The organism is Pseudomonas mandelii (assembly GCF_002251635.1).
In the GTDB taxonomy this organism is placed as follows: domain Bacteria; phylum Pseudomonadota; class Gammaproteobacteria; order Pseudomonadales; family Pseudomonadaceae; genus Aquipseudomonas; species Aquipseudomonas mandelii_B.
In genome coordinates this window covers 21,385-46,399 of record NZ_NMOJ01000094.1, presented here as the reverse complement: position 1 = coordinate 46,399, position 25,015 = coordinate 21,385, and the positions used below count along the sequence as shown (strand labels likewise).

The following is a 25,015-nucleotide window of genomic DNA, read 5'->3' as shown; positions in this document are numbered from 1 at the left end:
GTCATGGTCGATACCGCCAAAGAGGCCGCCCATCGCGCGGCCTCGGATGCCGAACACATCGCCTGGGTCGACGAGCAGGACAACCTGCTTGGCGCCCTGGTCCGTTCCGACCTGCGCGAACGCGGGCTGATCGGGCGCGGCACCTACATCATGCTGTTCAATTCGGCCGGTGAACTGTGCGTTCACCGTCGAACCCTGAGCAAAGCCATTTACCCCGGCTACTGGGATGTGGCGGCGGGCGGCATGGTGCTCGCCACCGAAACGTATGCCGAATCGGCTGCACGTGAACTGGAAGAAGAGCTGGGTGTGAGCGGTGTGGAACTGAGCGCCCACGATCACTTCTTCTTCGAGGACACCGGCAACCGTCTCTGGTGTTCGGCGTTTTCGGCGGTGTGGGACGGCCCCTTGATCCTGCAACCGGAAGAGGTGCTGGAAGCGCGCTTCCTCCCCATCGATCAGGTCCTGCTGGAAATCCAGCAAAAGCCTTATTGCCCGGACTCGCTGGCCGCGTTGAAGCGCTATCTGCGCGCCCGTGGCGAGGACGTCGCAAAAGAGCTGTAAATTGGCGCCGATTGGCTCTTAGCAAGTCGGCTTTTTGCCGTTACACTGCGCGACCTTTTCAAACTGAACCAGCGTTACCTGGCTCAGTAGCGCTGCCCCTGCCTGAGTGGGGCTTCGCGGTCGATGGCAGCTTCCCGAGTTGCCGCGACCAGTCTTTGTCCTCCCAAGAGGATTGCCGGTGGCCAAAAAAGCCGCATCCTTCGCCGCCCTTGGTGGCTTGGTATTTTCCACCGACGCAGGTCGACACTGCCCGGACTGTCGCCAGCCCGTGGATTCCTGTATCTGCAAACAGACCNTTATCCCTGAAGGCGACGGCATTGCNCGCGTTAGACGCGAGAACAAAGGCCGTGGCGGCAAGACGGTGACCACCATCACCGGTGTGCCCCTGGCCGAAGAAGCGCTNAAGGACCTGGCCACCACGTTGAAGAAACGCTGTGGCACCGGGGGAGCGTTGAAAGACGCAATCATCGAAATCCAGGGCGATCATGTCGAGCTACTCTTGGCTGAACTGATCAAGCTGGGTTTCAAAGCGAAGAAATCCGGCGGCTAGCAGCCTCTGTGAAAACCACCCTCGGCTTGATCCAGTCCCGACTCAACTCTGGCCTGGCGTCGTCTACATGGTTTTCACAGAGCCTGTTCTGACCGGTTTCTAAACTCAGTGCTGAATGTGAGGTCTATGGCCCTTGCATGCAGGCTAATCGTCATTTTCATTCTTTAGACTGCGCCGGCCTGAACCCAGGCGACGCTCTATGACTTCTTTATAGGGGACTTCGATGTCCGTACGACGCACACGCAAAGACGATGGCAGCCAATGGACAGTTGCGGACAGCCGCAGTGTTTACGGGATTCGCCATTGGGGGGCCGGGTATTTCGCGATCAATGATGCCGGTCGCGTTGAAGTCCGTCCGAACGGCCCGAACAGCACGCCCGTCGATCTGTACGAGCAAGTCGACGAGCTGCGCAAAAGCGGTTTGTCCTTGCCGCTGCTGGTGCGTTTTCCCGATATCCTGCAAGACCGTGTACGCCAACTGACCGGCGCTTTCGATTCCAACATCGAACGCCTGGAATACCAGAGCAAGTACACCGCGCTGTACCCGATCAAAGTGAACCAGCAGGAAGCGGTGATCGAGAACATCATCGCCACCCAGGACGTTTCCATCGGCCTGGAAGCTGGTTCCAAGCCTGAGCTGCTGGCCGTGCTGGCCCTGGCACCCAAGGGCGGCACCATCGTCTGCAACGGTTACAAAGACCGTGAGTTCATCCGCCTGGCGCTGATGGGCCAGAAGCTGGGCCATAACGTCTTCATCGTGATCGAGAAAGAATCCGAAGTTGGCCTGGTGATCGAAGAAGCCGCCTCGCTGAAGGTCAAGCCTCAGGTCGGCCTGCGCGTGCGCCTGTCGTCCCTCGCTTCGTCGAAGTGGGCCGACACCGGCGGCGAGAAATCCAAGTTCGGTTTGTCGGCGGCGCAGTTGCTGTCGGTGGTCGAGCGCTTCCGCGCGGCTGGCCTCGATCAAGGCATTCGCCTGCTGCACTTCCACATGGGCTCGCAGATTGCCAACCTGGCCGACTACCAGCACGGGTTCAAGGAAGCCATTCGTTATTACGGCGAACTGCGTAACCTCGGCCTGCCGGTGGACCACATCGACGTCGGCGGCGGCCTGGGCGTGGACTACGACGGTACCCACTCGCGTAACGCCAGCTCGATCAACTACGACATGGACGACTACGCCGGTGTGGTCGTGGGCATGCTCAAGGAATTCTGCGACGCGCAGAGCCTGCCGCACCCGAACATTTTCTCCGAAAGCGGTCGCTCCCTGACCGCCCACCACGCCATGCTGGTGGTGCAAGTCACTGACGTCGAAAAACACAACGACGACGTGCCGGAAATCGAAAACAAGGAAAGCCTGCCGGAAACCGTGCAATGGCTGGTGGACCTGCTGGGCCCGACCGACATCGAGATGGTCACCGAAACCTACTGGCGCGCCACTCACTACATGAGCGACGTAGCCACCCAGTACGCCGACGGCAAACTGACCCTCGCGGAAAAAGCCCTCGCCGAGCAGTGCTACTTTGCCGTGTGCCGTCGCCTGCACAACTCGTTGAAAGCCCGTCAGCGCTCGCACCGCCAAGTGCTGGACGAACTCAATGACAAGCTGGCCGACAAGTACATCTGCAACTTCTCGGTATTCCAGAGCTTGCCGGACACCTGGGCCATCGGCCAGGTCCTGCCGATTCTGCCGCTGCACCGCCTCGACGAAGAGCCGCTGCGCCGCGCCGTGCTGCAAGACCTGACCTGCGACTCCGACGGCAAGATCAAGCAATACGTCGACGAGCAGAGCATCGAGACCAGCCTGCCGGTGCACGCCTTGAATGAAGGTGAAGACTACTTGCTGGGCATCTTCCTGGTGGGCGCTTACCAGGAAATCCTCGGTGACATGCACAACCTGTTCGGTGATACCGATTCGGTGAACATCTACCAGCGCGAAGACGGTTCGGTGTACAGCGCCGGTATCGAGACCCACGACACCATCGAAGACATGCTGCGCTATGTGCACTTGTCGCCGGAGGAGTTGATGACGCATTACCGCGACAAGTGCGCGAGTGCGCGCATCACTGCCGCCGAGCGCACCCAGTTCCTCGACGCGCTGCGCCTGGGCCTGACCCGTTCGTCTTACCTGTCTTCTTGAGGTAAGGCACAGGTCTCATCAGGTTGTCGGAAAATGTTCCGCGTGCTGCGGAAATTTCAGATGACCTGGTGGGACACTTCCCTGATTTCAAGCGAAATGACTCACATCCTCGCTATCCAAGCGATGTGGTCCTCTTTTCACGTAGGTCATTTCCTAAGTTGTACTTCGGCTCTCTACTCGGCCAACTCTCTCGGAGAGAATCCCCGGCCGCCCCTCCTGTAGAGAATCGCCGATGTTCGATCCAGTCAACGAGCCGTCATTTCGTCTGGATGTAGAGGGTCTGCCCGGCCCCGTTGAGGTCTTGGCCTTTACCGGCAGTGAAGCGATCAGCGAACCCTTCGTGTTTGACGTGGACCTGCTGATCGATGACCCGACACTGGACCTGGCAAGCCTGCTGTACCGTCCGGCCTTTTTGCATTTCGGGCCGCCGGGGACCGGTTTTCACGGGCAGTTGCATGAGCTCGTCCAGGCGGGTCATGGTGCTGCGCCCAGGCTTTGCCGTGTGCGCCTGAAGCCGAAACTGGCCTGCCTGGCCCAGCGTTTCAGCCAGCGCATCTTCAGCAACCTTTCCGTGCCCGAGATCCTCACCCAGGTGCTCAAGGAGCATGGCATTACCGGTAAGGATCGGCGCTTTGACTTGAGCGGCGATTACCCGCCGCGTGATTTCTGTACGCAGTACCGGGAATCGGATCTGCAGTTCCTCCAGCGCCTGTGTGCCCAGGAACGGCTTCATTATCACTTTGAGCATCGTCGGCGCGGGCACTGTCTGGTCTTTGGTGACGGGCCTGGCCCCTTTCAGCGGGAAGCCGAGATGGTCTTTGAGCCCGACACCGAACAGCCTGGCGTGCGGCAGTTCAAGGTTCAATGCAACATGCAGACTGGCGAAGGTCAGACGAACCTGGCCACGTTGCGCAGCGGCCAGCGGGTTCTACTGTCCGGCCATCCGTGTACGGACTGGAACCGTCTCTGGCTACTGATCCATGTCGAGCATCAGGGCGGGCAGACGCCGGGGGGTGCTTATGGCAACCAGATCCGCGCTGTTGCCGGGGCGTTACCGCTCGCGGCGCCTCATTCGATCATGATCCCCCGGATGCACAGCCTGCAGCGGGCGTGGGTGGTCGATGTCGATGAGCCGCAACCCGATTCATCAAGGCCGGTTGCCGTGCAATTTGACTGGGTCTATCAGGGCGAAGGCGCTGCGCCCAGCCACTGCTGGCTGCCATTGGCGCCGGAATTGGGCGGTGCGCATGCCATGCCGTTGAGAGAAGGCGCGCAGGTGCTGGTGAGCTTTATCGAAGGGGATCCGGATCAACCGTTAATCACCGGGTTTCTTCCCGGCCCTTCTTTCCACCAAGCGTCAGGCTTGCCCGAACTTCCAGCCACCGCGACAACAGATGCCGACACTGCTGGCGACGGATTACTGCGTTTGTTGCAATCGAGCGAACCGATCGTGCTGCTGTGTCTGTTGCCTGGCGGGGGTAGTTTCAGCCATTGCGCGCAAGCCTTTTGCACCTGCCGGGCCGCGACAAGGCTTGGCCAGAGCGGTGCGGCATGATCGTCGCCCAGGCGCCCGACTCAGTCGCGCAATGGTTGTTGCTCGACGTACCGGGGACGCCCCGGGCTGGCGCGAGGCTGATCCATCAGTTTGCGCAGGCCCGGCGGTTCTGGCTGTTCGATAACACCGAGTTGCAGCCGTTACGCGAGCACGGGCCGGTGTTGGTCGACCTCAAGGGCTGCCCGGCGCTGGCCGAACTGTGCCTGCGCGAACCGCACCTCTGGAGCGGTTTGTTACTGGTCAGTGAGGCTTCGCCGTCGCAGTTGCTCGAGCATTTGCGTCGCATGCTGACCGTCACCTTTGGCCTGCATCACCGTGCGTTGTTGAGTTACTACAACCCCCACACCGCCAGTTACTTTTTTGATGCCTGCGATGCCCTGGAACTGAGTCGCTGGATGGGGCCGATCACTCAGTTGCGCTGGTTCGGCGGAACCTGGGCCGACCGGGCTATCGGCAGTCAGGGGTGGCAGCAGCTGTTCAATCCGGGGCTTGCCGTCAGCCCGTTGGCCATCGAAGAAAACCTGTCGCCGCGTCAGCGCGACACCTTGCAAACCTGCTTGCTTGAACAGCACGTCTGGCATTGGAGCCGGTCCACCGGGACCGACTACAACAATCTGTGGGCCCTCGTGCAGGAAGGGCTGGCGCTGGGTTTCAGCGAACGCCCGGTGCTCGATGGCTGGTTATGGCTACGCTTGCAGTACCCAAGGGCTACGCCCGTGCAGCCATTGCCGGGAGCAACCCAGCAGGAGCGTCTCGATAGCCTGCGCAACCTGTGGCAGAACGATTAACCCTGAACACGAGGTTCGACATTGATGGCGAGTAAAATCCGCTGGCTGTTCGGTCTGGTCATGGGCGTTTTTTTGCTGGCCATGATGACGGCGTGTTCACCGTTGAAAATGCTCAATGCCCTGACCCCCGACAGCACGTTCGACAAGACCGAGGGGATTGCCTATGGCGATGATCCGCGGCAGAAACTCGATGTGTATGTGCCTCGTCATTCTGTAGAGAGCGCCCCGGTGGTGGTGTTTTTCTACGGCGGCAGCTGGAACAGCGGTTCACGCAGTGATTACGGTTTTGTCGGCGAGGCTCTGGCGTCGCGAGGGGTTGTTGCGGTGCTGGCGGACTATCGGCTGTATCCACAGGTGCGCTATCCATTGTTCCTCGAGGATGGCGCCAAAGCCGTGGCCTGGACTCACGAACACATTCGGCAATTTTCCGGTAACCCGCAGCGGCTGTACCTGATGGGTCACAGCTCCGGGGCTTATAACGTCGCCATGCTGGCGCTGGACCCCGGTTTGCTGAGAGCGGTGGGGATGTCGCCGCACGATCTGAGCGGCTGGATCGGTCTGGCCGGGCCTTATGATTTTCTGCCTATCCAGAATCCGGATGTGCGGCCGGTATTCTTCTGGCCTGATTCACCGCCCCAGTCGCAGCCCATCAACCACGTCAGTCGAGGCGCACCGCCCGCCTTGTTGATGGCTTCGCGCGACGATGAGGTGGTCAACCCGACGCGCAACACCGGTGGCCTGGCGCGCAAATTACGCCAGGCCGGAGTGCCGGTTCAGGACTTCTATTTTGCCCGCACCGGCCACGCCACGCTGGTGGCGACGTTGTCTCGGCCCATGCGGGGTTTGGCGCCGGTGCTGGATGCGGTCACCGCCTTCATCAGAGCCACGCCGACTCAGTGAGCTTTGCCCGCAAACCAGCCGTCGTTCTTGCGCAAGTACCAGGCGAAAGCGCCGAGGGTCAGGCTACGCAACGCCATGAACAACAGGAACGTTATCCACAGCCCATGGTTGCCCAAACCTTGCAGTGCCCAGGCGAACGGCAGCAGCAGAACGACCGTCAACAGCATGCCGTTGCGCATTTCCCGGGCACGCGTGGCGCCGATAAACAGGCCGTCCAGCAAGTAACTCCACACGGCAATCAGCGGCAGCACCGCCAGATAAGGCAAGTAGATATCGGCGGTTTCGCGCACGCTCTGAATGTCGGTCTGCATCTCGATGAACAAATGCCCGGCGAAGGCGAACAGCACGGCAAAGCCCAGACTCGCCAGCAGCGACCAGCCGCAGGCAACCACCAATGAGCGACGCAGCGCCTCTCGGTCGTGGGCGCCGATGGCGTGCCCGCACAGGGCCTCGACTGCGTGGGCCAANCCATCCAGCGCGTGGGCGGTCAGCAGCAAGCCGTTGAGCAGCAGTGCGTTGGCCGCGACGGTGGCATCACCGAGTCGCGCGCCCTGTACGGTGATCAGGAAAAACACCGATTGCAGCGCCAGGCTGCGGATGAAAATGTCGCGGTTGACGGCCAGCAATGGCCGCCAGCTCTGCCACAGCGCCAGTGCGGCCCAGGCGATGTGGCCGGGATAGGCACGCAGGGCTTTGCGAGTCATCAGCAGGCCGATCAACGCACCGATCCATTCCGCGATCACCGACGCCCGGGCCGCACCGACCACGCCCCAGTCCAATCCGAGTACGAACCACAGGTTCAGCGCGATGTTCACCAGGTTGGTGCTCAGCAGAATCGCCAGTGGCGCCCGGGCGTTCTGGGTGCCCAGGAACCAGCCGACCAGCGCATAACTGGCCAGCGCCGCCGGCAGGCCGAATAGCCGTGTGTGGAAAAACTCGCGGGTGAGTTGGTCAAGCTCGGCGGAGGGTTGCATGAAGTGCAGCGCGACGCCGCTCAACGGGACGCCCAATGCGCCCAGGACAATCGCCAGCCCCATCGCCAGCAACAAGCCCTGCAACAGAATCTGCCGCAACGCCGCGCCATCCCCGCGCCCGGCGGCCTGGGCGGCGAAACCGGTGGTGCCCATGCGCAGAAAACCCATGCCCCAGGCCAGAAAGGTATACAGGCTGGCCCCGACCGCGACGGCGCCCAACTGATGGGCGTGGGGCAGGTGGCCGATGACGGTACTGTCGACCAGTGCCACCAGCGGAACGGAAATGTTCGAAAGAATCATCGGCGCGGCCAGCGCCCAGACCCGACGATGGGTAGGGCGGTCGCGCCAATCGGCAATCAGGTTGGACATGCAGGCTCCTTGGGGAGCGGGCATTGTAGCGATACATTCTCGCTCCCACAGGGATGGGTGGTGTCAGTGGATGATCCAGCTCAGCAACCAAAGGCCCAACACCAACCAGATAATCCCCATGATGATCGACGCATTCATGAACGCCCGGATCGCCGACCACAGCAGCATCAACCCCAGGATCAGCGCAATGATGCTGATGATCGACGTATCCATCCCCAGCGCACGGGACAAGCCTTCGACAAAATTGCTGCCGGCATGGCTCAACAGGTTGAACAAGCCGCTGAGACCATCAACGATAAAGCGGATGACCGAACCGAGTGCCTGGCCGAGCCATTCGAAAAAACTTTCTACCTGCATGTCGTGAACGTCCTGATGTAAGTGGAGGCATGCTTGCCGGACTTGAGCCTTGGGCCATGGATTGCGCTGGCGAGTTCCCCACAAGCATAGAGGGTTGCATAGCCCCTGTGGGAGCGAGCCTGCTCGCGATGGCGATCTGTCAGGCAACATTGATGTTGAATTTGAGGCCGCTATCGTGAGCAAAATCACCCACTTGCCATCCTCGGCCATCCCCCCGAAGCTATACGCCTTCAGGAGAGCCCGATGAACCTTGTTGAACTGACCGAACGCCTGCACGCCATCCGTGACCGCAACGACTGGCGGCAATTTCACAGCCCGAAAAACCTGGCCATGGCCGCCAGCGTGGAAATGTCCGAGCTGGTGGAAATCTTCCAGTGGCTGACCGAAGACCAGTCGCGCCAGTTGCCGGCGGACAAACTGGCCCACGCCGGGCAGGAAATTGGCGACATCGTGCTCTATCTACTGCTGTTGTGCAGCGAGTTGGGGCTGGACATGAATGACGTGGTGCGCAACAAACTCGCTGACAGCGAACGGAGGTTCAGCTGATGAGCGATCGTCATTTCGATCAACTGGCGACCCGGTTTGCCGAAAAAATCTACGGCGGCGCCAAAGGTGCGATCCGCCTGGCGGTGCTTCAGGCCGACCTGGCCGAAACCCTGCCGGACCGGCCGCTGCGCGTGTTGGATATCGGCGCGGGCCTGGGGCATATGTCGTTGTGGCTGGCCGAACGCGGTCATGATGTCACGCTGGCCGAACCCGCCGAACCGATGCTCGAAGGCGCGCGCCAGCGTTTNGCGGATGCGGGGCAGACGGCGACGTTTATTCACGCGCCCTGGCAGGACCTGCTCGGCCAACTCACCGAACCTTACGACCTGGTGCTGTGCCATGCGGTGCTGGAATGGTTGGCCGAACCCCATGCGATACTGCCGGTGCTGCACCAANTCACGGTGCCCGGCGGCTGGTTGTCGCTGGCGTTCTACAACCGTGATGCGCTGATTTACCGCAACCTGCTCAAAGGCCACTTCCGCAAAATGCGCAAGAACGACATGGCCGGCGAAAAGCAGAGCCTTACGCCGCAACAACCCCTCGACCCACGGGAATTGGCGGCGCAACTCGAAGGGCTATGGCAGGTCGAAAGCCAAAGTGGCGTGCGGGTGTTCCACGACTATATGCCGGTGGAATTCCAGGCCCGCGCCGATTTACAGGATTTGTTGGAGATGGAACTCGCTCACCGTCGTCATCCAAGTTTTGCCGGGCTTGGACGCTATTTGCACTGGATCTGTCGGCCGGTCTGATCGGAGCGCAACATGAAAAGTTGTTCAGGGTTACTGGTGATCTGTCTCGGGTTGGCGGCCTGCCAGGGCAGCAACCCTTATGTGGCGACCTCCAACCCCTTGCCACCCGCACCGCCCCAGGCGGCCAACACCTTCGACCGCAGCGCCTACCCGGCACCGCCGCGTGACTATGGGCGCTATCGCAGTTGGGCCTGGCTCAACGGTCAACTGCCACCGGGCAGTGCCTGGGCGGACTCGGCCCAGGTCGCCGAAGCGGTCAGCAACGCCCTCGATCAGCGCGGCTTGCGCCCGTTGCACGATAACAACCGCCCGGCGGACCTGTTTGTCAGCGCCAATCTGCACCTGGAAACCCGTTTGCGCCAGGTTCGGGACGACTACGGTTATTACGGCGGTGGTTATGGCGGCTACAACCGTTACGGTAATGGTTACGGCATGTACAACACGGTGCCGATCGTGCGCACGTATCAGGAACAGGTCGTAGTGGTGAGAGTGGATCTGTTCGATGCGGGCACAAGCCAGCCGGTGTGGAGCGCCAGTGCAGAAACTGGCAATCGGGGCAGTCAGAGTGAGCGTGCCGACGCGATAAGGGAGGCTGTAGAAAAGGCCATGTCGGCGTATCCTCCCAGTTAGCTTCTGTCGTCTGGAAGCCTTCCACAGGTTCATGTCTTCAACCGGAGAACCATCATGATCCGCCGTTTCTCTTTACTGGCTATGGCCGCGCTGCTCAGTGCCTGCGCCGCCAATCAGGTCAATAATGACTTCGATGCCAGCCGCGACTTCGCCGCCTATCGCAGCTGGACCTGGAAAGAACCCGCCCTGCAATATCGCCCCGATGACCCTCGGATCAAGAGCGACCTGACGGAACAGCGCATCCGCCAATCGGTGGCCGATCAACTGGATCAGCGTGGCCTGCGCCCGGCCGCCGCCGGCAGCAAGGGTAATTTGAACGTCCAGACCTACCTGATCGTTGAAGAACGCCAGCAACAGGTGACCACCAACTATGGCGGCGGTTGGGGTAATCCCTGGAACGGCTACTGGGGCGGGCCGATGTACAACGAAACCCGCAACGTGACCTACAAAGTGGCGACCCTGCAGGTCGACCTGTTGGACGGCAAGGATGGCAAGCTGGTGTGGCGTGGCAGCGATGAGCAAATGCTCAGCCGCACCACGAATCCGTCGGACCGCAGCACGGCGATACGCGAAACCGTGGGGCGAATCCTCGCCAACTATCCACCGCACTAACCACCGGGTCCTTGTGGGAATGAGTCTTGATAAATTGACGCCATCACTTTGACATTTCTATAGTGTCTAAATGATGGCTCGTGTACATTTGCCGCGCCCGAACGAGCCCCCCCGACGGTTCACCGGCAAAGGAGTGCATGATGTCTCCACGCTTGCAATTTTGCGGCCCGTCCCGGCAACGGGGGGCGATAGGCTTGATGGCGGCGCTGACATTCGCATTGGCGCTGGTGTTCCTGCTGGTGGTGATCGACAGCGGCCGGCTCTACCTGGAAAAGCGCAACCTGCAGCGCGTCGCTGACATGGCCGCGCTCGAAGCCGCCACCCGTGGCGGCGACTGCGGCGTCGGTACAACCGCGCTCATCTACGCCACTGCCAGCGCCCAACGCAATAATTTCACCGTGCCCGGCGCGGATCGCACACTGGCCGTTGACTGTGGTGCGCTGACCGTCGGCGCCAACAACCTTCGGGTTTTCGGCGTTGACCCGAGCAAAAGCGAAGCCGTCCGCGTGATCGCCAGCCATGGGGTGCCGCAAAGTCTCGTCGGTGGAATCGGCGCAATGTTCGGGGGCGCACCCGCCAACTCGACCATCACCCTCAGCGCCACTGCGGTGGCCGGGCTGCCGGGGCCGCCGGTCGCCCAACTGACCATTCGCAGCACCCTGGTCGACGTCAATTTGTTGAACGGCTTCCTTTCCGCGCTCGCGGGAGCGTCCATCAACCTGCCTGTCGCGAGTTGGAACGGGCTGTTGGGCGCCGACATTAACTTGCTTAAATACATGGACCAGTTGGCCATTGACCTGCAGGTCACGGCAGGCGATTACACGGGGCTGCTCGGTGCTGATGCCACCGTGGGCCAGTTACTTCAGGCTGCTGCCACGGTGGCGCGACTCAATGGGGCGACGGCGGACGTGCAGGCCGGTTTCGACAGCTTGGCCATCGCGGTCGTCAGCCCGCTCAAAGTGCATTTGGGGGACCTGTTGAAACTGCAGACAGGCACCACGTCTGCGGGCCTGAACGCCAACGTGAACGCGCTTCAACTGGTGCAGGCCTTTATCGAACTCGGCAACAGCAAGAGCGCCGTGGCAGGCACCATTCCGGTGAATCTGCTGGGGCTTGGCGTCGGGGCCAGCGCAAAGATCAAAGTCATCGAACCCCCGCAGTGGTCGGCGGTGGGCAATCCCGCACTGGCAAAAATGGCGCCCTTGGGCGCCAATCGAATCTATGTGCGCACCGCTCAAGTCCGGGTGCTGGTGACATTGGATTTGTCATTGGTCACCGGTCTGCTAGGCGCGGTGACGGGGACTTTGTCCGTGGTCACCGGGTTGCTCGGGCTCGACTTGTACGTGTTGCCCAGCCCCAACCTGGACGTCAGCCTGGAAGCCGGTGGCGGCAACAGTTACGTCACCGATTACACCTGCCCCAGCGAAATCAATAAAAGCCTGACCGTGAACACCACGACCACCGTGGCTGAATTGCGTGTCGGACGGGTCAATTCGGACTGGGATTCATCGTCCGTGCCCCTGACGGTCACGCCGGTCACCCTGCTCGATATCCGCAAGGCGGGCGTACCCTTTTCCGGCGGTGGCGCTGAGCTGCAAATTTACAGTCCCGTGCTGCCGGCCAATGCCACCTCGACGTTCATCAACCCGCCGAAAGTCGGTTTGGCCCCGTCGGATCCGCCATACACCTTGACTGCTACCAACGCGGTTTCCGGATTGTCGCAAACCGTCAATGACGTGAACCTGATCGTCCACGCGCCGTCATTCACGCCCAACTTCCTGTTGGCCGCGACCTTCGAATTATTGAAAACACTGCTCAATGGCGTGATGTTGTTGCTGAAGTCGACACTTGAATCAATGTTGGGCCCGCTGCTCAACCCGATTCTGAACAACTTGCTGAACAGCCTGGGGATCAGCCTGGCGAATGTGAACGTTGGCGCCAACCTGACCTGTGGCCAGACCGGCGAAGCCTACCTGGTAATTTAAGCGTCGGTGGCCCTGGGCAGCTCAATACAAAAGCGCGCGCCGTGTTCACCGTTGCTGACGCTCAGCCGCCCGCCCATGTTTTCCACGATGCCGTAGCTCACCGACAAGCCCAACCCGGTGCCCACGCCAATCGGTTTGGTGGTGAAAAACGGCTCGAAGATTCGCTCCAGTAACCGTGGGTCGATGCCGCCGCCGTTGTCTTCGACCCAGATGCGCACGTGGCGGCTGTCGTGTTCGGTGTGCACGGCGATCCAGGGACGCAGCTCGGGGTTTTTCTCGCGTTGGCTCAATAGCGCGTCGCGGGCGTTGACCATCAAGTTGATCAACACTTGCTCAAGTTGGTCGATGTAGCCTTTGACCTGCACCGGAACCTCCGCCTGGGTCAGGCGCACGTCCACGCCTTTGCCGCGCAGGCCTTCGCTGAGCAACGACAGCGTGCCCTCCAGCGCCTGCGCCGGGTCGAAGGGTTGCTGCTCGACCTCCGAGCGGCGGCCGAACACGCGCATATGGTCCACCACACGGGCCGCACGCTGCACCTGTGCGTCAATGCGCTGCAGTTTTTCGGTCAGGTAATCGACCTGCGCGTCGCCATTGCTCAGGCGCTTGAGCACATTGACGATGGCCATGCGCATCACGTTCAGCGGCTGGTTGATCTCATGGGCCAGACCTGTGGCCATTTCGCCGAGGGTGGCCATTTTCGCGCTTTGCGTCAGTTGTTGCTGGGAGCGGCGCACTTCGGTGTTGTCGCGGCCCACGGCCTGCACTTCCACCAAAGCGCCGTGCTCATCAAATACCCCGCGGTCCGACCACACCCACCAGGCATGTTCGCGCCCCGGTAATTGCAGGCTGATTTCTGCGGTGCTGACAGGAAATTCCGGCGTCAGTTGCCCGATGCGGTGCACAAATGCCCCGCGCTGTTCGGCCGACAGCCAGTCCCCTAGGTTCACTCCGTGCAACTGCGCGGGCAGGCATTCCAGATAGTTGGCCAGTGGCGTGTTGCCAAAGGTCAGGGTCAGGTCCGGGCGGTAGCGGCAAATCATCGCCGGGGAGTCTTCCACGAGAATTCGGTAGCGCTCCTCGCTGTCCTTGACCTGTTGCGCCGCCAGGGTCGCCTCGGTGACATCAAGCCACAGGCCGACCGCTTCCACCGGCACGCCTAGGTCGTCGCGCAGCAACTTGGCTTCATCGAGCAGCCAGTGGTAGTCGCCCTGCTTATTCTGCACACGATAACGACTGCGCACGCTGCCTTCACGCAGCAGTTGGCGGGTGCGCTGGAAGTACAGGTCGCGGTCGTCGGGGTGCACCCATTGCACCAGGCTGTCGTGGTTGCATTCGGCGAGCGTGCGGCCGAGCAAGGGGAGCAGGCTGTCACTGAAAAACACCGGTTGCAGGGCCCCGTTCACATAGCGCTGCACATAGATCACGGCCGGCGAGCTGGCGATCAGATTGTCCAGTCGGGCATGGGCGGTGGCGGCGTTCTGTTCCTGGTTTTTGATGTCGCTGATGTCGAGCATGAAGCCCACCAGTCGGCGGTTTTTACCCATGCCAATGGCCTGACCTTGCAGCCGATACCAGACGGGCGCTTGCTCACAGTGCCAGCGCACGCAGAGCAGCAACGGGGTGCCGGCGTCCTCCAGGGCGTGCAGGCGGCTGCGCAGTTCTTCGCGGTCGGCAGGGTGCACGTGATCGAGCCATTCGCCGAGCGTCAGGCGGGGGCTCGCCAGGTTCAGCGAGCTGGCCAGCGAAGGGGCCAGTTGCATTTCAGCGCTGTCGCTGAACACTTCCCACCAACCGGTGCCGAGTAGCGCTTGCAGCGACGCCAGGCGCTCCAGCTGCAAATGATGCCGATGCTCGCGCAAGCGTTCCAGCAGGGGGCTGGCGAGGGCGGCGGTGAGCTGCAACCAGTCGCCATCGTTCAATTCGGGCGCCCGCTGCTGCGCCGTGTAAAAACCGCAGAGTAACCAGGTGGCCACGCCGTGAGCATCGTAATAGGGCACCGCAAGTCCTTCGGCATGCCCGAAGATTTCTTGCAAACGCGGGTGCTCGCCACGCGCCAGGTGTTGCGGGAAAGAACCGTTCAGGCTGTCGAGCCCGGAACCCAGGCGCTGTCCGTTCTGCCACAGCATCGGTGCATCGAAGGCCGCGTAATACTGATGGATTTGCCAGCCCTGGTCCTGCTCATCAAGCAGCGCCACCGCAATACACGGAATGTGAAAGCGCTGAGCCAATACCTGAAGCTGCTCCTGCAACACATCGGGCAGACGGGTGAGGCTGCACAGGCGCAACTGTTCGCTGATCCTGGCCGCGAGAAGCTGGTTCTGTTCGCGGCGGCACGATTGTCGACGTTCAACCAACACATCGCTGATGTCCAGCAACTGCAACAGCCAGTTGTCCGCCAGTGGAAGGACCCAGCCGCGCAGGTGCAGTGGGTGCCCGCTGACGCTGTGAAAGTCCAGGTCGAGGATTTGGCCTTGCCAGTCGGCGGGGATACCTTCGATGACCAGGCTGCTGTGGGGCATCAGGTAATCGAGCAGCGGTGGTGCCTGTGTGGAGAGCCGTTGCGGGGCGAGCGTATGGCGCAATGGGCCGGTCAGGTGCAGCACCCGGCCTTCGCCATCCAGGTGCACCTGCAAGCCGACACTCGGCACGCTCAGGGTGTCCGGCGCAACCTGAGGTGGTGGCGATTGGCGGTTGAGCAGACGCCCGAAGAGTTTTTCCCCGGAATTCAAAATTGCAGGCTCGAACTGGCCGAGAGGGTCGTCGGCAGGTTAGGCACCGCGCCGATGCCCGGCAGCACCAGAAACGGCAGCACCTGGTTGAGTTTGGTGGTGGGGTAATCGTTGATCTGCACCGACAGCAGGCCGTTGTTGAAGGTGGTGTTGATTTGGTTGATGTTGAAGTTGAACGCCGGCGGAATCCAATACAAACGCGTGGTGATAGCGTTTTTGGCGGTGCTCTGCACTGCGGCCTGGTAGCCCGGCATCGTCGGGTCCAGGGCCACGCTCAGCCGCACGGCTTCGGCGGTTGCCTGGTTGAACGACTGCAACAACAGCAGCGGCAGGCTATAGCTGACCATGCCGTAGAACACGGCGAAAAAAATCACGAACACGGCCACGAATTCAATCGCTGCCGTGCCTTTTTGCTTTCTTGGGAGGCTTGTTTTCATCACCGCGTCTACCCTGACGGCTACTACTAGATATCAGCATAGAATCAATCAGCAAAAAGGGATGTTTTTTAGTGATCCAGGGTGCGGTGGTGCTGTTGTGGTTGGCGCTGTGTGCGGTGCAGGACGTCCGGCAACGATTGCTTGCCAATCGCCTGACGCTGGGCGCTGCCCTGTTGGCGTTGATTTATCTGGTGTGGACGGGCAACACCTGGCTCGGGGCAGAAGGGGCGCAGGGCGGCTGGGCTGCTTTTCTGGCACTGGCCTTCACGTTGCCCGGTTACGCGCTGAGGCGATTGGGCGCCGGGGATGTGAAATTAATGACAGCCTTGGGTTTGGCGACGGACGGAATGCATCTGCTGGGCAGCTTTGTCGGGGCCGCGCTGGCCAGCGTGTGCTGGCTGCTGCTCGCGCCAAAAGTATGGCCTCATATGAGTCAACGGGTTAGGGCGCGTCTTCGATATTTAGGCCCTGGGCTGTCAAAAAAGCAGCCATTTGCGCCGTTCGTGCTGATGGGTTTTTCATTGGCCCTGCTTTGGATTCGCTAGTCATGTTGTTCCATCCCCCCTATGTACATAGTCGGAAAGTGCGTCTACTTTTCAGATTGATAGTCGTACGGCCAGTGGCTTTCGTACAGGAACGGTCAGCTGTAGACCGAGCATGGAGTGGCGCGTGAACAAATTCACCTCGGCAGTAAAAGTCCTCGTGGTTGATGATCAGGCGTTGATTGTTGAAGAACTTTGCGAGTTTCTGGAGGCGAGCGGCTATCGCTGCGTTCCCTGTGAATCGAGCAAGCAAGCCATTTCCCGTTACGGCGAAGACCTGCAAATCGGCCTGGTGCTGTGTGATTTGCATATGCCTGACATGGACGGGATTGAGCTGGTGAAGGAGTTGCAGCGGATGTCCGGCAAGCACCGGGCCTTCGAGGCGATCATGCTGACTGGGCGTGCGGACAAGCAGGATGTGATCAAGGCCTTGCGGGCAGGGATTGCCGATTACTACCAGAAACCGATTGATCTGCACGAGCTGCTCGAGGGCTTGCAGCGCCAGGAAGCCGCGCTGGAAGAACGCAAAAAGGAGCTGCAACTGGGGCACCTGAACCAGAAGCTGCAATTTCTTTCCGAGTCCATCAACGATCTGTACCAGGACCTCGATAAAGTGCGCCGCAGCCCGCAAGCGCTCGAGGGCGAAGACGTGTCGGCCGAGGAGGTCGGCTCGGTGGATACTCCGGCGATCTTCAACCAGTTGTCGCCGCGTCAGTTGGACGTCGCGCGGCTGGTGGGCAAGGGGCAGACCAACTATCAAATCGCCTGCGAGCTGGGCATCACCGAGAACACGGTGAAGCTGTATGTGTCTCAGGTTTTGCGCCTGACCCACATGCATAACCGCACGCAGTTGGCGTTGGCGCTATCGCCGAACAATTCGGCAATGCGCCAGCGTGTCACTGCCCACTGACCTGTCCTTTCATACTCGGCCGGCCTTCGGGCCGACCAGGTTCTTGGCGGTTGTGTACATATCCATTTCTGCGGTAACGGCTGCTTANGGTTTCGCCCTTACGGCGGGTCACTTCTGGCAAACGCCCGGAATGCCGGCCCAGCCAAAAGGAACCAAAAGGTCTCGCCCCAAGCGTCCGGCCCCTCGCCTAGGCTCGGCGTACCTTCGCTCCGGTATCCATCCGGGGACACTGCCCTCCGGTCTGCTTCGCGACGACCTACATGCAGCGTGTTCGACTGCGTCGAACGGCGTTGCGCGCCACTCCCCGGATGAACACCTCCACTCAGCCTCCCGAAAGGGGCGGGTGGATCAAGATCAAGAGCTGCAGGCGAGCTAACGCTCGGCCTGATGAGTGGTGAGAAGCGAGCGGTACACGCCGATTCCTGTGGGAGCTGGCTTGCCAGCGATGGCAGCCTGAAAGTCGATCATTTACTTTCAGGTGTGCCCAGTCCAATTGTGGGGGGGAGCCTGCTCGCGATGGCGGCCTGACAGCCGACCATTCTCTAGCCGATGTACACCGAACCCCTGTGGGAGCTGGCTTGCCTGCGATGGCGGCCTGGTAGCCGACCATGTTCTTTCAGGTGTACATATCCATTCCTGAGGCTCGCTCCCACAGGGGGAATGTGTGTGGATTTGAGGGCTGTGTTTAATAGTGTTTAGCGTTACTTCCTGAAAGCTACAGTTTCTTGCTCCTTTGCCTACGACTACGCCAGAATCCGCCGGCTTGTGCGCTTTGACCCTGGTCTTTATCGTTTCCCCCTACGATCCGCTCAATCCCAAAAAGCTCAACGAAGCCGCCGACCGCGCGCTGGATCACTACCTCAATCCGTCTGCCCTCAAGGCCCCCGTCATCCGCAAGGTCAGCACTATGTTCATCGTCGCCCCCGATATCGATAACGAAAGCCTGTTGGCCCACGCTTGCGAGTCCTTGGCGTGGCGATCCAGCAGGTCATCATGCTGGCTGAGTTGGCGGTGAATCGAGCGCTGGATAATGTGGATGTGCCGCAAGCGGTGTAGTACCGGTTAGACCACGTCATCATTCTTCGCGGGCGCGTCGGATCGCTGCACCGCTCGCGAAGGCGATGAATCCGATGCAAGAAAGCCTGACGCTACCCCCCCGCCCCACCGTTCACTGTCCCCCCTTCCTCCTGATCGAAAAACATCGGAATCTCATGCTGATAGCTCTTCAGCCAGCGCTGCATGCTCAGCTCTCGTTCGGTCGCGGTTGAGGTCTGTGGGGTGTGTGAGGCAGCCTGGTGGCTGATCTGCAATTTCAACCAGCCTTCGGTTTCCTGTTGTTGTGGTGAGGCGGGGCCGTCGAGGGCGTTGGCGGTGAGTGGCAGGGCCAGCAGGGCGAGGTAAAGGAGGATCGGTTTCATCTGTCTGCTCCTATTGAAGGCCCGGCGTCGCGACGGCGGCGACCTGGTTTGCGGGTGTCGGAATCACCTTGGTCGGAGCCTTGAGTTTTTGTGCGCGTTCCTGGGCTTCGGTAACTTGGGCGGGGCTCAGGCCGATGCGGCTGACGAGTTCGGCGGCGCGGCTCCAGTCGTCCTGGTAAATCAGCAGCGTCACCATGTTCAACGCCGCCAGTCGATCGCTTTGCTTGAGGTCCATGGCCGTCAGGAATTCGAAGCGTGCATCGTCGACGCGCCGTTGGTTGAGGTAGACCACGCCGAGGTCGTTGCGGATTTTTTCATCGGTTGGCGCCAGTCGGGCGGCGCGTTGCAGGTGGGCCTGGGCCTGGCCGTTGTCGCCCCTGGCTGCCGCGAGCTGGCCGAGGCCGTGTTCGGCAGCGGCGGCGAGGCAGGTGTCGAGCAGGCTGCGGTAAAGTGGCTCGGCTTCGCTGCGCCCCAGCAGCCGGTTTACCTTGGCCCGGCGCAAGCGCACGTCGGCAACGTTGTCGGGCAGGCTTTGCAGGTTGGCGAGGCTCGCGTGCAGTTTGCCGTCGTTGGCCATGTCATCGGCCAGGTTCAATTTCAGCTGTTCATCGGAGCCCAGCTTGCTGCAACTGGCGCTTTGGGTCAGGGCGTTCCATGGCGCCTGGCCGTCGGTGGCGCAACCGCTCAACAGGAGCAAACTCAAACCGGCAATCATTGCTTTCATCGCGATCCCTCTATGAACCAATGGCCCGGGCCAGGGCGGTGAAGCCCGGGCCGGCCAGGACGATCAATAACGCCGGGAAGAGAAACAGCATCATCACGACGGACATTTTGGCGGACATCTTGGAGATGTATTCCTGCAAGCGCGTGAGGCGCCGGTCATCGAACAGTTGCTTGAGCGCCAGTAGCGATTTCATCGCACCACCACCCTGGTGGATCAGCTGTTGAAGGATCACGCAGGTGTCCGTGAATTCGTCGACCGCCAACAAGCGGCTGGCCTTGCTCAGCTCTTCGCCCAACTCCAGGCCGGAATCGACACGGGCCAGAACCAGGCGCAGTTCGTGGGTCAATGCGGGCATCAGTTGCTTGCCTTCCTGGCTCAGCACGCGCAGCGATTGCTCGACGGCCATGCCCGATTCAAACAGGATGCGCAGCAGCGGAATGAAGGTCGATATCTCCAGGGCCAACTGTTTTTGCCGGCGTTGAGACGCGGCGGCGAGCAGGCGTTTGGGCAGCAGGTAACCGATGGCCGTGGCGAAGAGCGGGGCGATCCAGTGGTTTTGCACGCTGGGGTAGAACACGCTTTGAATCAGCAATGCCAAGACCAGCGCCAGCACCGGCACTCCCACCTGGAACGCCGCGAACTGTGAGCGGCGGCGGGCGCTGCGCCAACCCAAGCGGTTGAGCAGGGTTTGGGTTTCGTTGTCCAGATTGACCGAACGCTGACCGATGCGGCTGTTGCCCAGCGCTTGTAGCCAATGACCCACGCGGTCGTGGTCAACGGCTTTGCCGTCCAGCCGTTGAGCCACCTGACGCGCACGCCGGCGATGTTTTATCAAGTTGGCCAGCACCAGCGCCAGAGCGGCCAGGAACAGTACGGCGCTGATCAGCAGCGAAATAGCCATCTCATACGCTCCGCAACATGCGCCACAAGGTGAAGCAGCCCAACAGCTGCATGATCAGCGCCACGAACAACAGCATGCGCCCGGTGCCGTCGTTCCACATGGTCATCAGGTAGGCGGGGTTCACCGCCAGGAAGTAGCCGATCATCGAGATCGGCAGGGCGGTGAGCACATAGGCGGTCACCCGGGTTTCGCCGGTCAGGGCGCGTAGCTGGCGAGCGGCCTGCTCGCGCTCGCGGATCATCTTGATCAGGTTTTCCAACAATTCACTGGCGTTGCCGCCATAGCGGTGGTTGACCTTCAAGCCCAACGCGAACAGCCGAAACTCATCACGCTCGTAGAACTCGGCAAAGTCGTGGGCGGACTCCGGCAGGCTGACACCCAGCTGCACATTGCGCCGGATACGGCCCATGGCCTCTTGCAGCGGGTCCTCAGTGATCTCGATACCGCCCAGCACCGCATCGGCCAAGGTTCGCCCGGCCTTGAGGCTGCGTACCGTATGGTCGAGCAATTGCGGCAGCTGTTCGATCATGCGCTTGATGCGTCGTTGGTAGCGCCAGGCGATGTACAGGCGCAACAGCAACAGCGGCAATACCAGCATCACCAGCAGGCCGACCCAGCCGGCCACCAATCCCCCCAGCACCACGCCCAGGCCCCACATCGTCAGCCACAGGCCCAGTTGTTCGTTCGGGCGCCCAAGGCCCGCGCGCAGGAACGCCCGTTCAAGGCCTGCCCAAGAGGTTTTTTCCACCACCAACTGCGGTTGCCCCTGGGCCAGGCGATTGAGCACGCGCTCGGTGCCAGTCTGGCGCAAGCCTTTGAGCAGCAGGCGAATCGACAAGGATCGAATCGACAGGCCGATCAGGATCAGGCAGATGAGCAGCAGGATGGCCCCGGTCATGGTTGTGCCTCCTTCAAGGCAGTGTCGGTTCGCGGCGCAGTTTTTCGCCGGCAGGGTTGACCGCCTCGCGCAGAAAACCGAAGCCGGTACGCCGGTCATGCCGGAACAGGGTGTTGGTCACGTAGACGTCTTCGCGGATGCCCACCACCTCGACCACTTCACTGACGCAACGACGCCCGTCCGGCAGGCGGGTCAGTTGGATCACCACATCCAGGGCCGCGCAGATCATTTGCCGCAGGGTTTTCTCCGCCACCACGCGGCCGGTCAACCCCACCAGGGTTTCCAGGCGCAGCAGCGCATCGCCGGCGTTGTTGGCATGCACGGTGCTCATGGAACCGTCGTGGCCGGTGTTCATGGCGGTCAGTACATCGAGCACTTCCACCCCTCGGATCTCGCCGAGAATAATGCGGTCGGGGCGCATCCGCAGGGCGTTGCGGATCAGGTCGCTGGCCTTGACCTCGCCGTGGCCCTCCGCGTTCGGCGGGCGGGTTTCCAGGCGCACGACGTGCGGGTGGCCCAGTTGCAACTCGGCCACGTCCTCGATGGTGACCAGGCGTTCATGGGGGTTGATCAATTGGCTGAGGATATTCAGCAGTGTGGTTTTACCGGTGCCGGTGCCGCCGCTGATCAGGATGTTGCAGCGCTTGCCGACTGCTTCCTGGAGGAAGTCGAAGATGTTCTGGTCGATGGTCTGCATCGCGACCAGGTCGCTGCTCTTGAGCATGTCCTTGCGAAATTTACGAATCGACAGGCAGGGCCCATCGAGGGCGATCGGCGGGATGATCGCGTTGACCCGGCTGCCATCGGGCAGGCGGGCGTCGACCATCGGCGATGACTCATCCAGGCGTCGGCCCAGCGGCGCGAGGATGCGTTGCATCACCCGCTCGACGTGGTGCGAATCGATAAAGCGCAGGTCGCTCAGGTGCAGCAAACCGTCACGTTCGATAAACACGCGGTGTGGGCCATTGACCAGGATTTCTGTCACGGACGGGTCGCGCAGCAGCACTTCCAGCGGGCCGAAACCGGTCAACTCGTCGACGATTTCTTCGGCCAGGCGCTCCATCTCATAACGGGAAATCGCCAGGTGCATGCGGTTGATGTATTCAGCGACTTTGTCGATGACAAACTGCGCCAACAGCTGGCGCGAGCCCTCCAGCAGGTTTTTTCCCGACTCTTCGATGGCATCGATGATGTAACGATGCAGCACCAGCTTCAGCCCGTCGTGGTCGGTGTTGCCAGCGATCCCGCGAGCCGGTGTGCCAAAGAGTTTTTCGCCGTTCATTTGCCTGTTCTCAGTAAGCGTTCAAGCCAGGTGTTGGACGGTTTCTTCATGCCTTCCGAACGCTTTGCCAGCCGCTCCCCAAGGGTTTTCAGCGCGAGGGTCAGGCTTTCTCGAGGGGCCAGTGTGAACAGGGTCTGCCCCTGGTTCTTGGCGTTAAGGCGCACCTCCGGGCTCAACGGCAACACGGCGATCACTTCCAGCCCGAAGCTTTTGCCCAAGGCCTCGGAGTCGGGCGCGCAGCCTTTGATATAGCGGTCGACCAAGAGCTTGGCGTGCTCCAGTTTCATGCCTTTTTCGCGCCACTGCTTTAGCACGCCGAGGTTGCGACGGCAGTCCAGTACGCTCTGGTCGGTGCACCACAACAGCTTGTCGCAGTGGCTGACAAACGTGCGCAGCGCTTCGCTGTCCGGCTGGCCGGCGAGGTTCACCACAATGTGCTGGAAGTGCTGGCGCAAGGCACTGAGCAGCATGTAGAGCTCGGCGGCGCTGGTCAGCTCCAGGGGCTCGTCGTTGGGGGCATAGGCAAGGATGCGCAGACCGTCTTCGGCTGAGGTAAACGCGCTGTTGATCAGGGTGGTGTCCAGCCGCCTGAGGTGGCGCAGGGCATCGCCAAAATTGAATGAGCTTTCCAGCCCCAGCAGCGCCAGGCTGTCGCCGCGGGGCAGGCCCAGGTCCAGCAGCAGGGTTTGCTGGCCGCTCTTTTGCACGACCAACGCCAAATGGCTGGCCAGCAGGGCGCCGTCGGCATTGCTTTGGGTGCCGTACATCACGGTAAGGCCGCCCAGTTGGGTATTGGTGGTGACCGGTGGCAGGCGCTTGCTCAGGCGGCGCACCAGCCCGGCGACTTCGCTGGAGCGTGAACCGTAGGCGACAAAATCCCGGGCGCCGGCGCGCATTGCATTGAGTACCAACTGGTTGTCCATGCCGTCACCGAGGGCGACGATGGCCAGCATCGGCTTGGCTTCCAGTGCACCTTCGATCAGCGCGCTTTGGGCGACCACGTGTTCACGGTCGAGGCCGATAAACACCAGGTTGGCGAAGGTTACATCCACCAGCGCCAGCAACTCGTCCAGGGTGCCGCTACCGGCACTGACCACTTGGCCAAGCGGCGCCAGCGCGCCCTGCAGCCATTCCAGGTCGGTGGTATTGCGCGTGATTGCCAGAAACGTCTGGCTCAGGCTATCGCTCATTGGGACAAACCATTGAGTCGGTCGAAATTACCGTTTTCCAGAAAGTACAGGCGGTACCAGTTCGGGTCGTAGTTGCGCAGCTTCTCGCCCGGCAAGGACGGCAACTGGGCGTTGGCCGCCAATGGCTGCACCAGGTGTGGCGTGACGATCATCAGCAGTTCGCGCTCCTCGCGCTTGATCGATGAACTGCGGAAAAACGCACCCAGGATCGGGATGTCACCGAGGCCAGGAAATTTGCTGATATTGGTGGTGTTGTTGCTGCTGATCAGGCCGCTGATCACGAAGCTTTCGCCGTCTGCCAGCGACACGCTGGTGTCGGTGCGGCGGATGGTCAGGGCCGGTACCGAGATGTTCTGGATGACCACCGCGTTGGTGTAGTCCAGTTCGCTGACTTCCGGTGCCACTTTGAGGGAGATCCGGTTGTGGTCGATCACTGTCGGGGTCAGGGTCAGGCGAATCCCGAACTCTTTGTACTCGATCGAGATGCTGTTGCTGCCGCTGCTGGGCACCGGAATCGGCACTTCGCCGCCCGCGAGGAACGTTGCGCTCTGGCCACTCATGGCCACCAGGCTCGGACGCGCCAGGGTGTAGGCAAAACCGCTGCTTTCCAGGGCGTTGATCATGGCCGACACACGCCCGCCACCGAAGCCGATATTAAAGGTATCGCCGTTGACCGGGAGGTTGCCGCGAAACGCCGTACTCACCGNCGGGAGGTTGCCGCGAAACGCCGTACTCACCGGGTTGGCCACGTTGCTGGGGCTGCCGAACAGGAAGTTGCCGCCGCGCCCGAAGATCGACGTACTGGCTTCCTTGAGCTTGGTGCGGCTGACCTCGACAAAACGAATGTCGGTCTGCACCTGGCTGGGCAGCAGTGGGTCATCGGAAGGCGACAGTGCGAGGCTGGTGAGGGCTGATGTGGCCTTGCCCTTGACGAACACCATGCTCTGGCGCGGCGTGTTCGAGCAGGCTGTCCAGACCATCAGGCTGGTGGTGCCGGAGGCCACACCGGTGAGCAGGAAACCGCGATCCCCGTTGAGGTGGACATCGGCAATTTTCGGGTCGCCTATCGCCAGGCGCGTGATCGCGACCGGTGATTGCAGCTCCTGTTGCAGGCCCTCGCCAACCGAGAGTGCTGCGGGCAGTTGGCCCAAACTGCCACAGTTGCCTGGGGCGGCCACGGCCACTCCTACAGACAAGTTCGACAGCATCAGGGCACAGGCGAGGCCTTGGAACATGGACATGGAACGTCTGCGCATTTAAAGGCGTCCTTG

General features: G+C 61.3%; 24 protein-coding genes and 1 pseudogene. 14 read left to right on the top strand and 11 right to left on the bottom strand.

All coding sequences use genetic code 11. The features are described from left to right. The first annotated feature begins 3 nt into the window (after window positions 1-3). The 6 genes from B7L09_RS14090 to B7L09_RS14065 all read left to right on the top strand — a co-directional run bounded on the left by B7L09_RS14090 (window position 4) and on the right by B7L09_RS14065 (window position 6,491). A complete protein-coding gene (locus tag B7L09_RS14090) occupies window positions 4-561 on the top strand; it encodes an NUDIX hydrolase (protein ID WP_094469312.1) in 558 nt (185 codons plus the stop codon). A 178-nt stretch (window positions 562-739) separates the two neighbouring features. Next, window positions 740-1,111, top strand: a complete 372-nt coding sequence (locus tag B7L09_RS14085) for a translation initiation factor Sui1 (protein WP_094469311.1) — start codon at window positions 740-742, stop codon at window positions 1,109-1,111. A gap of 223 nt (window positions 1,112-1,334) precedes the next feature. After that, a complete protein-coding gene (speA, locus tag B7L09_RS14080; RefSeq protein WP_094469310.1) occupies window positions 1,335-3,248 on the top strand; it encodes an arginine decarboxylase in 1,914 nt (637 codons plus the stop codon). Between the two features lie 232 nt (window positions 3,249-3,480). After that, entirely contained in the window at window positions 3,481-4,803 is a 1,323-nt protein-coding gene (locus B7L09_RS14075; protein ID WP_094469309.1) for a type VI secretion system Vgr family protein, read from the top strand. Further along, window positions 4,800-5,591 (top strand): DUF4123 domain-containing protein, encoded by a 792-nt coding sequence (locus tag B7L09_RS14070; RefSeq protein WP_094469308.1) that lies wholly within the window; start codon window positions 4,800-4,802, stop codon window positions 5,589-5,591. Before B7L09_RS14075 ends, B7L09_RS14070 begins: the two co-directional genes overlap by 4 nt. Window positions 5,592-5,615: 24 nt before the next feature. After that, window positions 5,616-6,491 (top strand): alpha/beta hydrolase, encoded by an 876-nt coding sequence (locus B7L09_RS14065; RefSeq protein WP_094469307.1) that lies wholly within the window; start codon window positions 5,616-5,618, stop codon window positions 6,489-6,491. Here the strand turns inward: B7L09_RS14065 and B7L09_RS14060 are convergent. Continuing rightward, window positions 6,485-7,834 (bottom strand): MATE family efflux transporter, encoded by a 1,350-nt coding sequence (locus tag B7L09_RS14060; RefSeq protein ID WP_094469306.1) that lies wholly within the window; start codon window positions 7,832-7,834, stop codon window positions 6,485-6,487. The genes B7L09_RS14065 and B7L09_RS14060 overlap by 7 nt on opposite strands. A 63-nt stretch (window positions 7,835-7,897) precedes the next feature. Beyond that, complete coding sequence (locus tag B7L09_RS14055; RefSeq protein ID WP_010463857.1) at window positions 7,898-8,191, bottom strand: hypothetical protein; 294 nt, start codon at window positions 8,189-8,191, stop codon at window positions 7,898-7,900. A gap of 243 nt (window positions 8,192-8,434) precedes the next feature. On the opposite strand from B7L09_RS14055, the gene B7L09_RS14050 reads away from it, so the two are divergent. From B7L09_RS14050 to B7L09_RS14030, 5 genes are all read left to right on the top strand, one after another. Further along, window positions 8,435-8,737, top strand: a complete 303-nt coding sequence (locus tag B7L09_RS14050) for a MazG-like family protein (protein ID WP_094469305.1) — start codon at window positions 8,435-8,437, stop codon at window positions 8,735-8,737. Beyond that, window positions 8,737-9,486, top strand: a complete 750-nt coding sequence (locus B7L09_RS14045) for a methyltransferase domain-containing protein (protein WP_094469304.1) — start codon at window positions 8,737-8,739, stop codon at window positions 9,484-9,486. The genes B7L09_RS14050 and B7L09_RS14045 overlap by 1 nt, the downstream gene beginning before the upstream one ends. A gap of 12 nt (window positions 9,487-9,498) precedes the next feature. Further along, window positions 9,499-10,116 (top strand): DUF4136 domain-containing protein, encoded by a 618-nt coding sequence (locus tag B7L09_RS14040; protein ID WP_094469303.1) that lies wholly within the window; start codon window positions 9,499-9,501, stop codon window positions 10,114-10,116. Between the two features lie 54 nt (window positions 10,117-10,170). Next, window positions 10,171-10,728 carry a DUF4136 domain-containing protein gene (locus B7L09_RS14035; protein ID WP_094469302.1) on the top strand — a complete coding sequence of 186 codons (558 nt, stop codon included), beginning with the start codon at window positions 10,171-10,173 and terminating at the stop codon, window positions 10,726-10,728. 140 nt (window positions 10,729-10,868) lie between these two features. Further along, on the top strand, window positions 10,869-12,713 hold the full coding sequence (locus B7L09_RS14030; RefSeq protein WP_094469301.1) for a pilus assembly protein TadG-related protein: 1,845 nt from the start codon (window positions 10,869-10,871) through the stop codon (window positions 12,711-12,713). On the opposite strand, the gene B7L09_RS14025 is transcribed toward B7L09_RS14030, so the two are convergent. Both B7L09_RS14025 and B7L09_RS14020 read right to left on the bottom strand, forming a co-directional pair. Beyond that, complete coding sequence (locus B7L09_RS14025; RefSeq protein ID WP_094469300.1) at window positions 12,710-15,442, bottom strand: PAS domain-containing sensor histidine kinase; 2,733 nt, start codon at window positions 15,440-15,442, stop codon at window positions 12,710-12,712. The two genes, B7L09_RS14030 and B7L09_RS14025, sit on opposite strands and share 4 nt — an antisense overlap. Next, a complete protein-coding gene (locus B7L09_RS14020) occupies window positions 15,439-15,879 on the bottom strand; it encodes a TadE/TadG family type IV pilus assembly protein (RefSeq protein ID WP_094469299.1) in 441 nt (146 codons plus the stop codon). The genes B7L09_RS14025 and B7L09_RS14020 overlap by 4 nt, the downstream gene beginning before the upstream one ends. A gap of 74 nt (window positions 15,880-15,953) precedes the next feature. On the opposite strand from B7L09_RS14020, the gene B7L09_RS14015 reads away from it, so the two are divergent. The 3 genes and pseudogenes from B7L09_RS14015 to B7L09_RS13995 all read left to right on the top strand — a co-directional run bounded on the left by B7L09_RS14015 (window position 15,954) and on the right by B7L09_RS13995 (window position 18,387). Next, a complete protein-coding gene (locus B7L09_RS14015) occupies window positions 15,954-16,424 on the top strand; it encodes a prepilin peptidase (protein ID WP_094469338.1) in 471 nt (156 codons plus the stop codon). Window positions 16,425-16,548: 124 nt separating this feature from the next. Beyond that, on the top strand, window positions 16,549-17,331 hold the full coding sequence (locus B7L09_RS14010) for a response regulator transcription factor (RefSeq protein ID WP_094469337.1): 783 nt from the start codon (window positions 16,549-16,551) through the stop codon (window positions 17,329-17,331). Window positions 17,332-18,094: 763 nt separating this feature from the next. Next, a pseudogene (locus tag B7L09_RS13995) lies at window positions 18,095-18,387 on the top strand (DUF6124 family protein). A 92-nt stretch (window positions 18,388-18,479) separates the two neighbouring features. On the opposite strand, the gene B7L09_RS13990 reads toward B7L09_RS13995, so the two are convergent. From B7L09_RS13990 to B7L09_RS13960, 7 genes are read right to left on the bottom strand one after another with little or no spacing between them, the layout of a single operon-like run. Continuing rightward, a complete protein-coding gene (locus B7L09_RS13990) occupies window positions 18,480-18,749 on the bottom strand; it encodes a DUF3613 domain-containing protein (RefSeq protein WP_010463836.1) in 270 nt (89 codons plus the stop codon). A 10-nt stretch (window positions 18,750-18,759) separates the two neighbouring features. Then, the gene (locus B7L09_RS13985) at window positions 18,760-19,473 is read right to left on the bottom strand and encodes a tetratricopeptide repeat protein (RefSeq protein ID WP_010463835.1); all 714 of its coding nucleotides are present in this window, start codon (window positions 19,471-19,473) and stop codon (window positions 18,760-18,762) included. A 10-nt stretch (window positions 19,474-19,483) separates the two neighbouring features. Next, on the bottom strand, window positions 19,484-20,374 hold the full coding sequence (locus B7L09_RS13980) for a type II secretion system F family protein (protein ID WP_094469298.1): 891 nt from the start codon (window positions 20,372-20,374) through the stop codon (window positions 19,484-19,486). Between the two features lies 1 nt (window position 20,375). After that, entirely contained in the window at window positions 20,376-21,272 is an 897-nt protein-coding gene (locus B7L09_RS13975) for a type II secretion system F family protein (protein WP_094469297.1), read from the bottom strand. A gap of 13 nt (window positions 21,273-21,285) precedes the next feature. After that, window positions 21,286-22,554: a TadA family conjugal transfer-associated ATPase gene (locus tag B7L09_RS13970; protein WP_064450507.1), complete on the bottom strand. Its 1,269-nt coding sequence runs from the start codon at window positions 22,552-22,554 to the stop codon at window positions 21,286-21,288. After that, on the bottom strand, window positions 22,551-23,744 hold the full coding sequence (locus tag B7L09_RS13965; protein ID WP_064450508.1) for a CpaE/TadZ family protein: 1,194 nt from the start codon (window positions 23,742-23,744) through the stop codon (window positions 22,551-22,553). Before B7L09_RS13965 ends, B7L09_RS13970 begins: the two co-directional genes overlap by 4 nt. After that, the gene (locus tag B7L09_RS13960) at window positions 23,741-25,000 is read right to left on the bottom strand and encodes a type II and III secretion system protein family protein (protein WP_094469296.1); all 1,260 of its coding nucleotides are present in this window, start codon (window positions 24,998-25,000) and stop codon (window positions 23,741-23,743) included. The genes B7L09_RS13965 and B7L09_RS13960 overlap by 4 nt, the downstream gene beginning before the upstream one ends. Window positions 25,001-25,015 lie beyond the last annotated feature (15 nt).

What these genes read in the sequence shown, in the direction of transcription:
- B7L09_RS14040 (WP_094469303.1), top strand. Translation starts at nt 9,499, where the DNA reads ATGAAAAGTTGTTCAGGGTTACTGGTGATCTGTCTCGGGTTGGCGGCC.
- B7L09_RS14070 (WP_094469308.1), top strand. Translation starts at nt 4,800, where the DNA reads ATGATCGTCGCCCAGGCGCCCGACTCAGTCGCGCAATGGTTGTTGCTC.
- B7L09_RS14020 (WP_094469299.1), bottom strand. Translation starts at nt 15,879, where the DNA reads ATGAAAACAAGCCTCCCAAGAAAGCAAAAAGGCACGGCAGCGATTGAA.
- B7L09_RS14090 (WP_094469312.1), top strand. Translation starts at nt 4, where the DNA reads ATGGTCGATACCGCCAAAGAGGCCGCCCATCGCGCGGCCTCGGATGCC.
- B7L09_RS13985 (WP_010463835.1), bottom strand. Translation starts at nt 19,473, where the DNA reads ATGAAAGCAATGATTGCCGGTTTGAGTTTGCTCCTGTTGAGCGGTTGC.
- B7L09_RS13970 (WP_064450507.1), bottom strand. Translation starts at nt 22,554, where the DNA reads ATGAACGGCGAAAAACTCTTTGGCACACCGGCTCGCGGGATCGCTGGC.
- B7L09_RS14055 (WP_010463857.1), bottom strand. Translation starts at nt 8,191, where the DNA reads ATGCAGGTAGAAAGTTTTTTCGAATGGCTCGGCCAGGCACTCGGTTCG.
- B7L09_RS14075 (WP_094469309.1), top strand. Translation starts at nt 3,481, where the DNA reads ATGTTCGATCCAGTCAACGAGCCGTCATTTCGTCTGGATGTAGAGGGT.
- speA (WP_094469310.1), top strand. Translation starts at nt 1,335, where the DNA reads ATGTCCGTACGACGCACACGCAAAGACGATGGCAGCCAATGGACAGTT.
- B7L09_RS13980 (WP_094469298.1), bottom strand. Translation starts at nt 20,374, where the DNA reads ATGGCTATTTCGCTGCTGATCAGCGCCGTACTGTTCCTGGCCGCTCTG.
- B7L09_RS14050 (WP_094469305.1), top strand. Translation starts at nt 8,435, where the DNA reads ATGAACCTTGTTGAACTGACCGAACGCCTGCACGCCATCCGTGACCGC.
- B7L09_RS13965 (WP_064450508.1), bottom strand. Translation starts at nt 23,744, where the DNA reads ATGAGCGATAGCCTGAGCCAGACGTTTCTGGCAATCACGCGCAATACC.
- B7L09_RS14035 (WP_094469302.1), top strand. Translation starts at nt 10,171, where the DNA reads ATGATCCGCCGTTTCTCTTTACTGGCTATGGCCGCGCTGCTCAGTGCC.
- B7L09_RS14065 (WP_094469307.1), top strand. Translation starts at nt 5,616, where the DNA reads ATGGCGAGTAAAATCCGCTGGCTGTTCGGTCTGGTCATGGGCGTTTTT.
- B7L09_RS13975 (WP_094469297.1), bottom strand. Translation starts at nt 21,272, where the DNA reads ATGACCGGGGCCATCCTGCTGCTCATCTGCCTGATCCTGATCGGCCTG.
- B7L09_RS14030 (WP_094469301.1), top strand. Translation starts at nt 10,869, where the DNA reads ATGTCTCCACGCTTGCAATTTTGCGGCCCGTCCCGGCAACGGGGGGCG.
- B7L09_RS13990 (WP_010463836.1), bottom strand. Translation starts at nt 18,749, where the DNA reads ATGAAACCGATCCTCCTTTACCTCGCCCTGCTGGCCCTGCCACTCACC.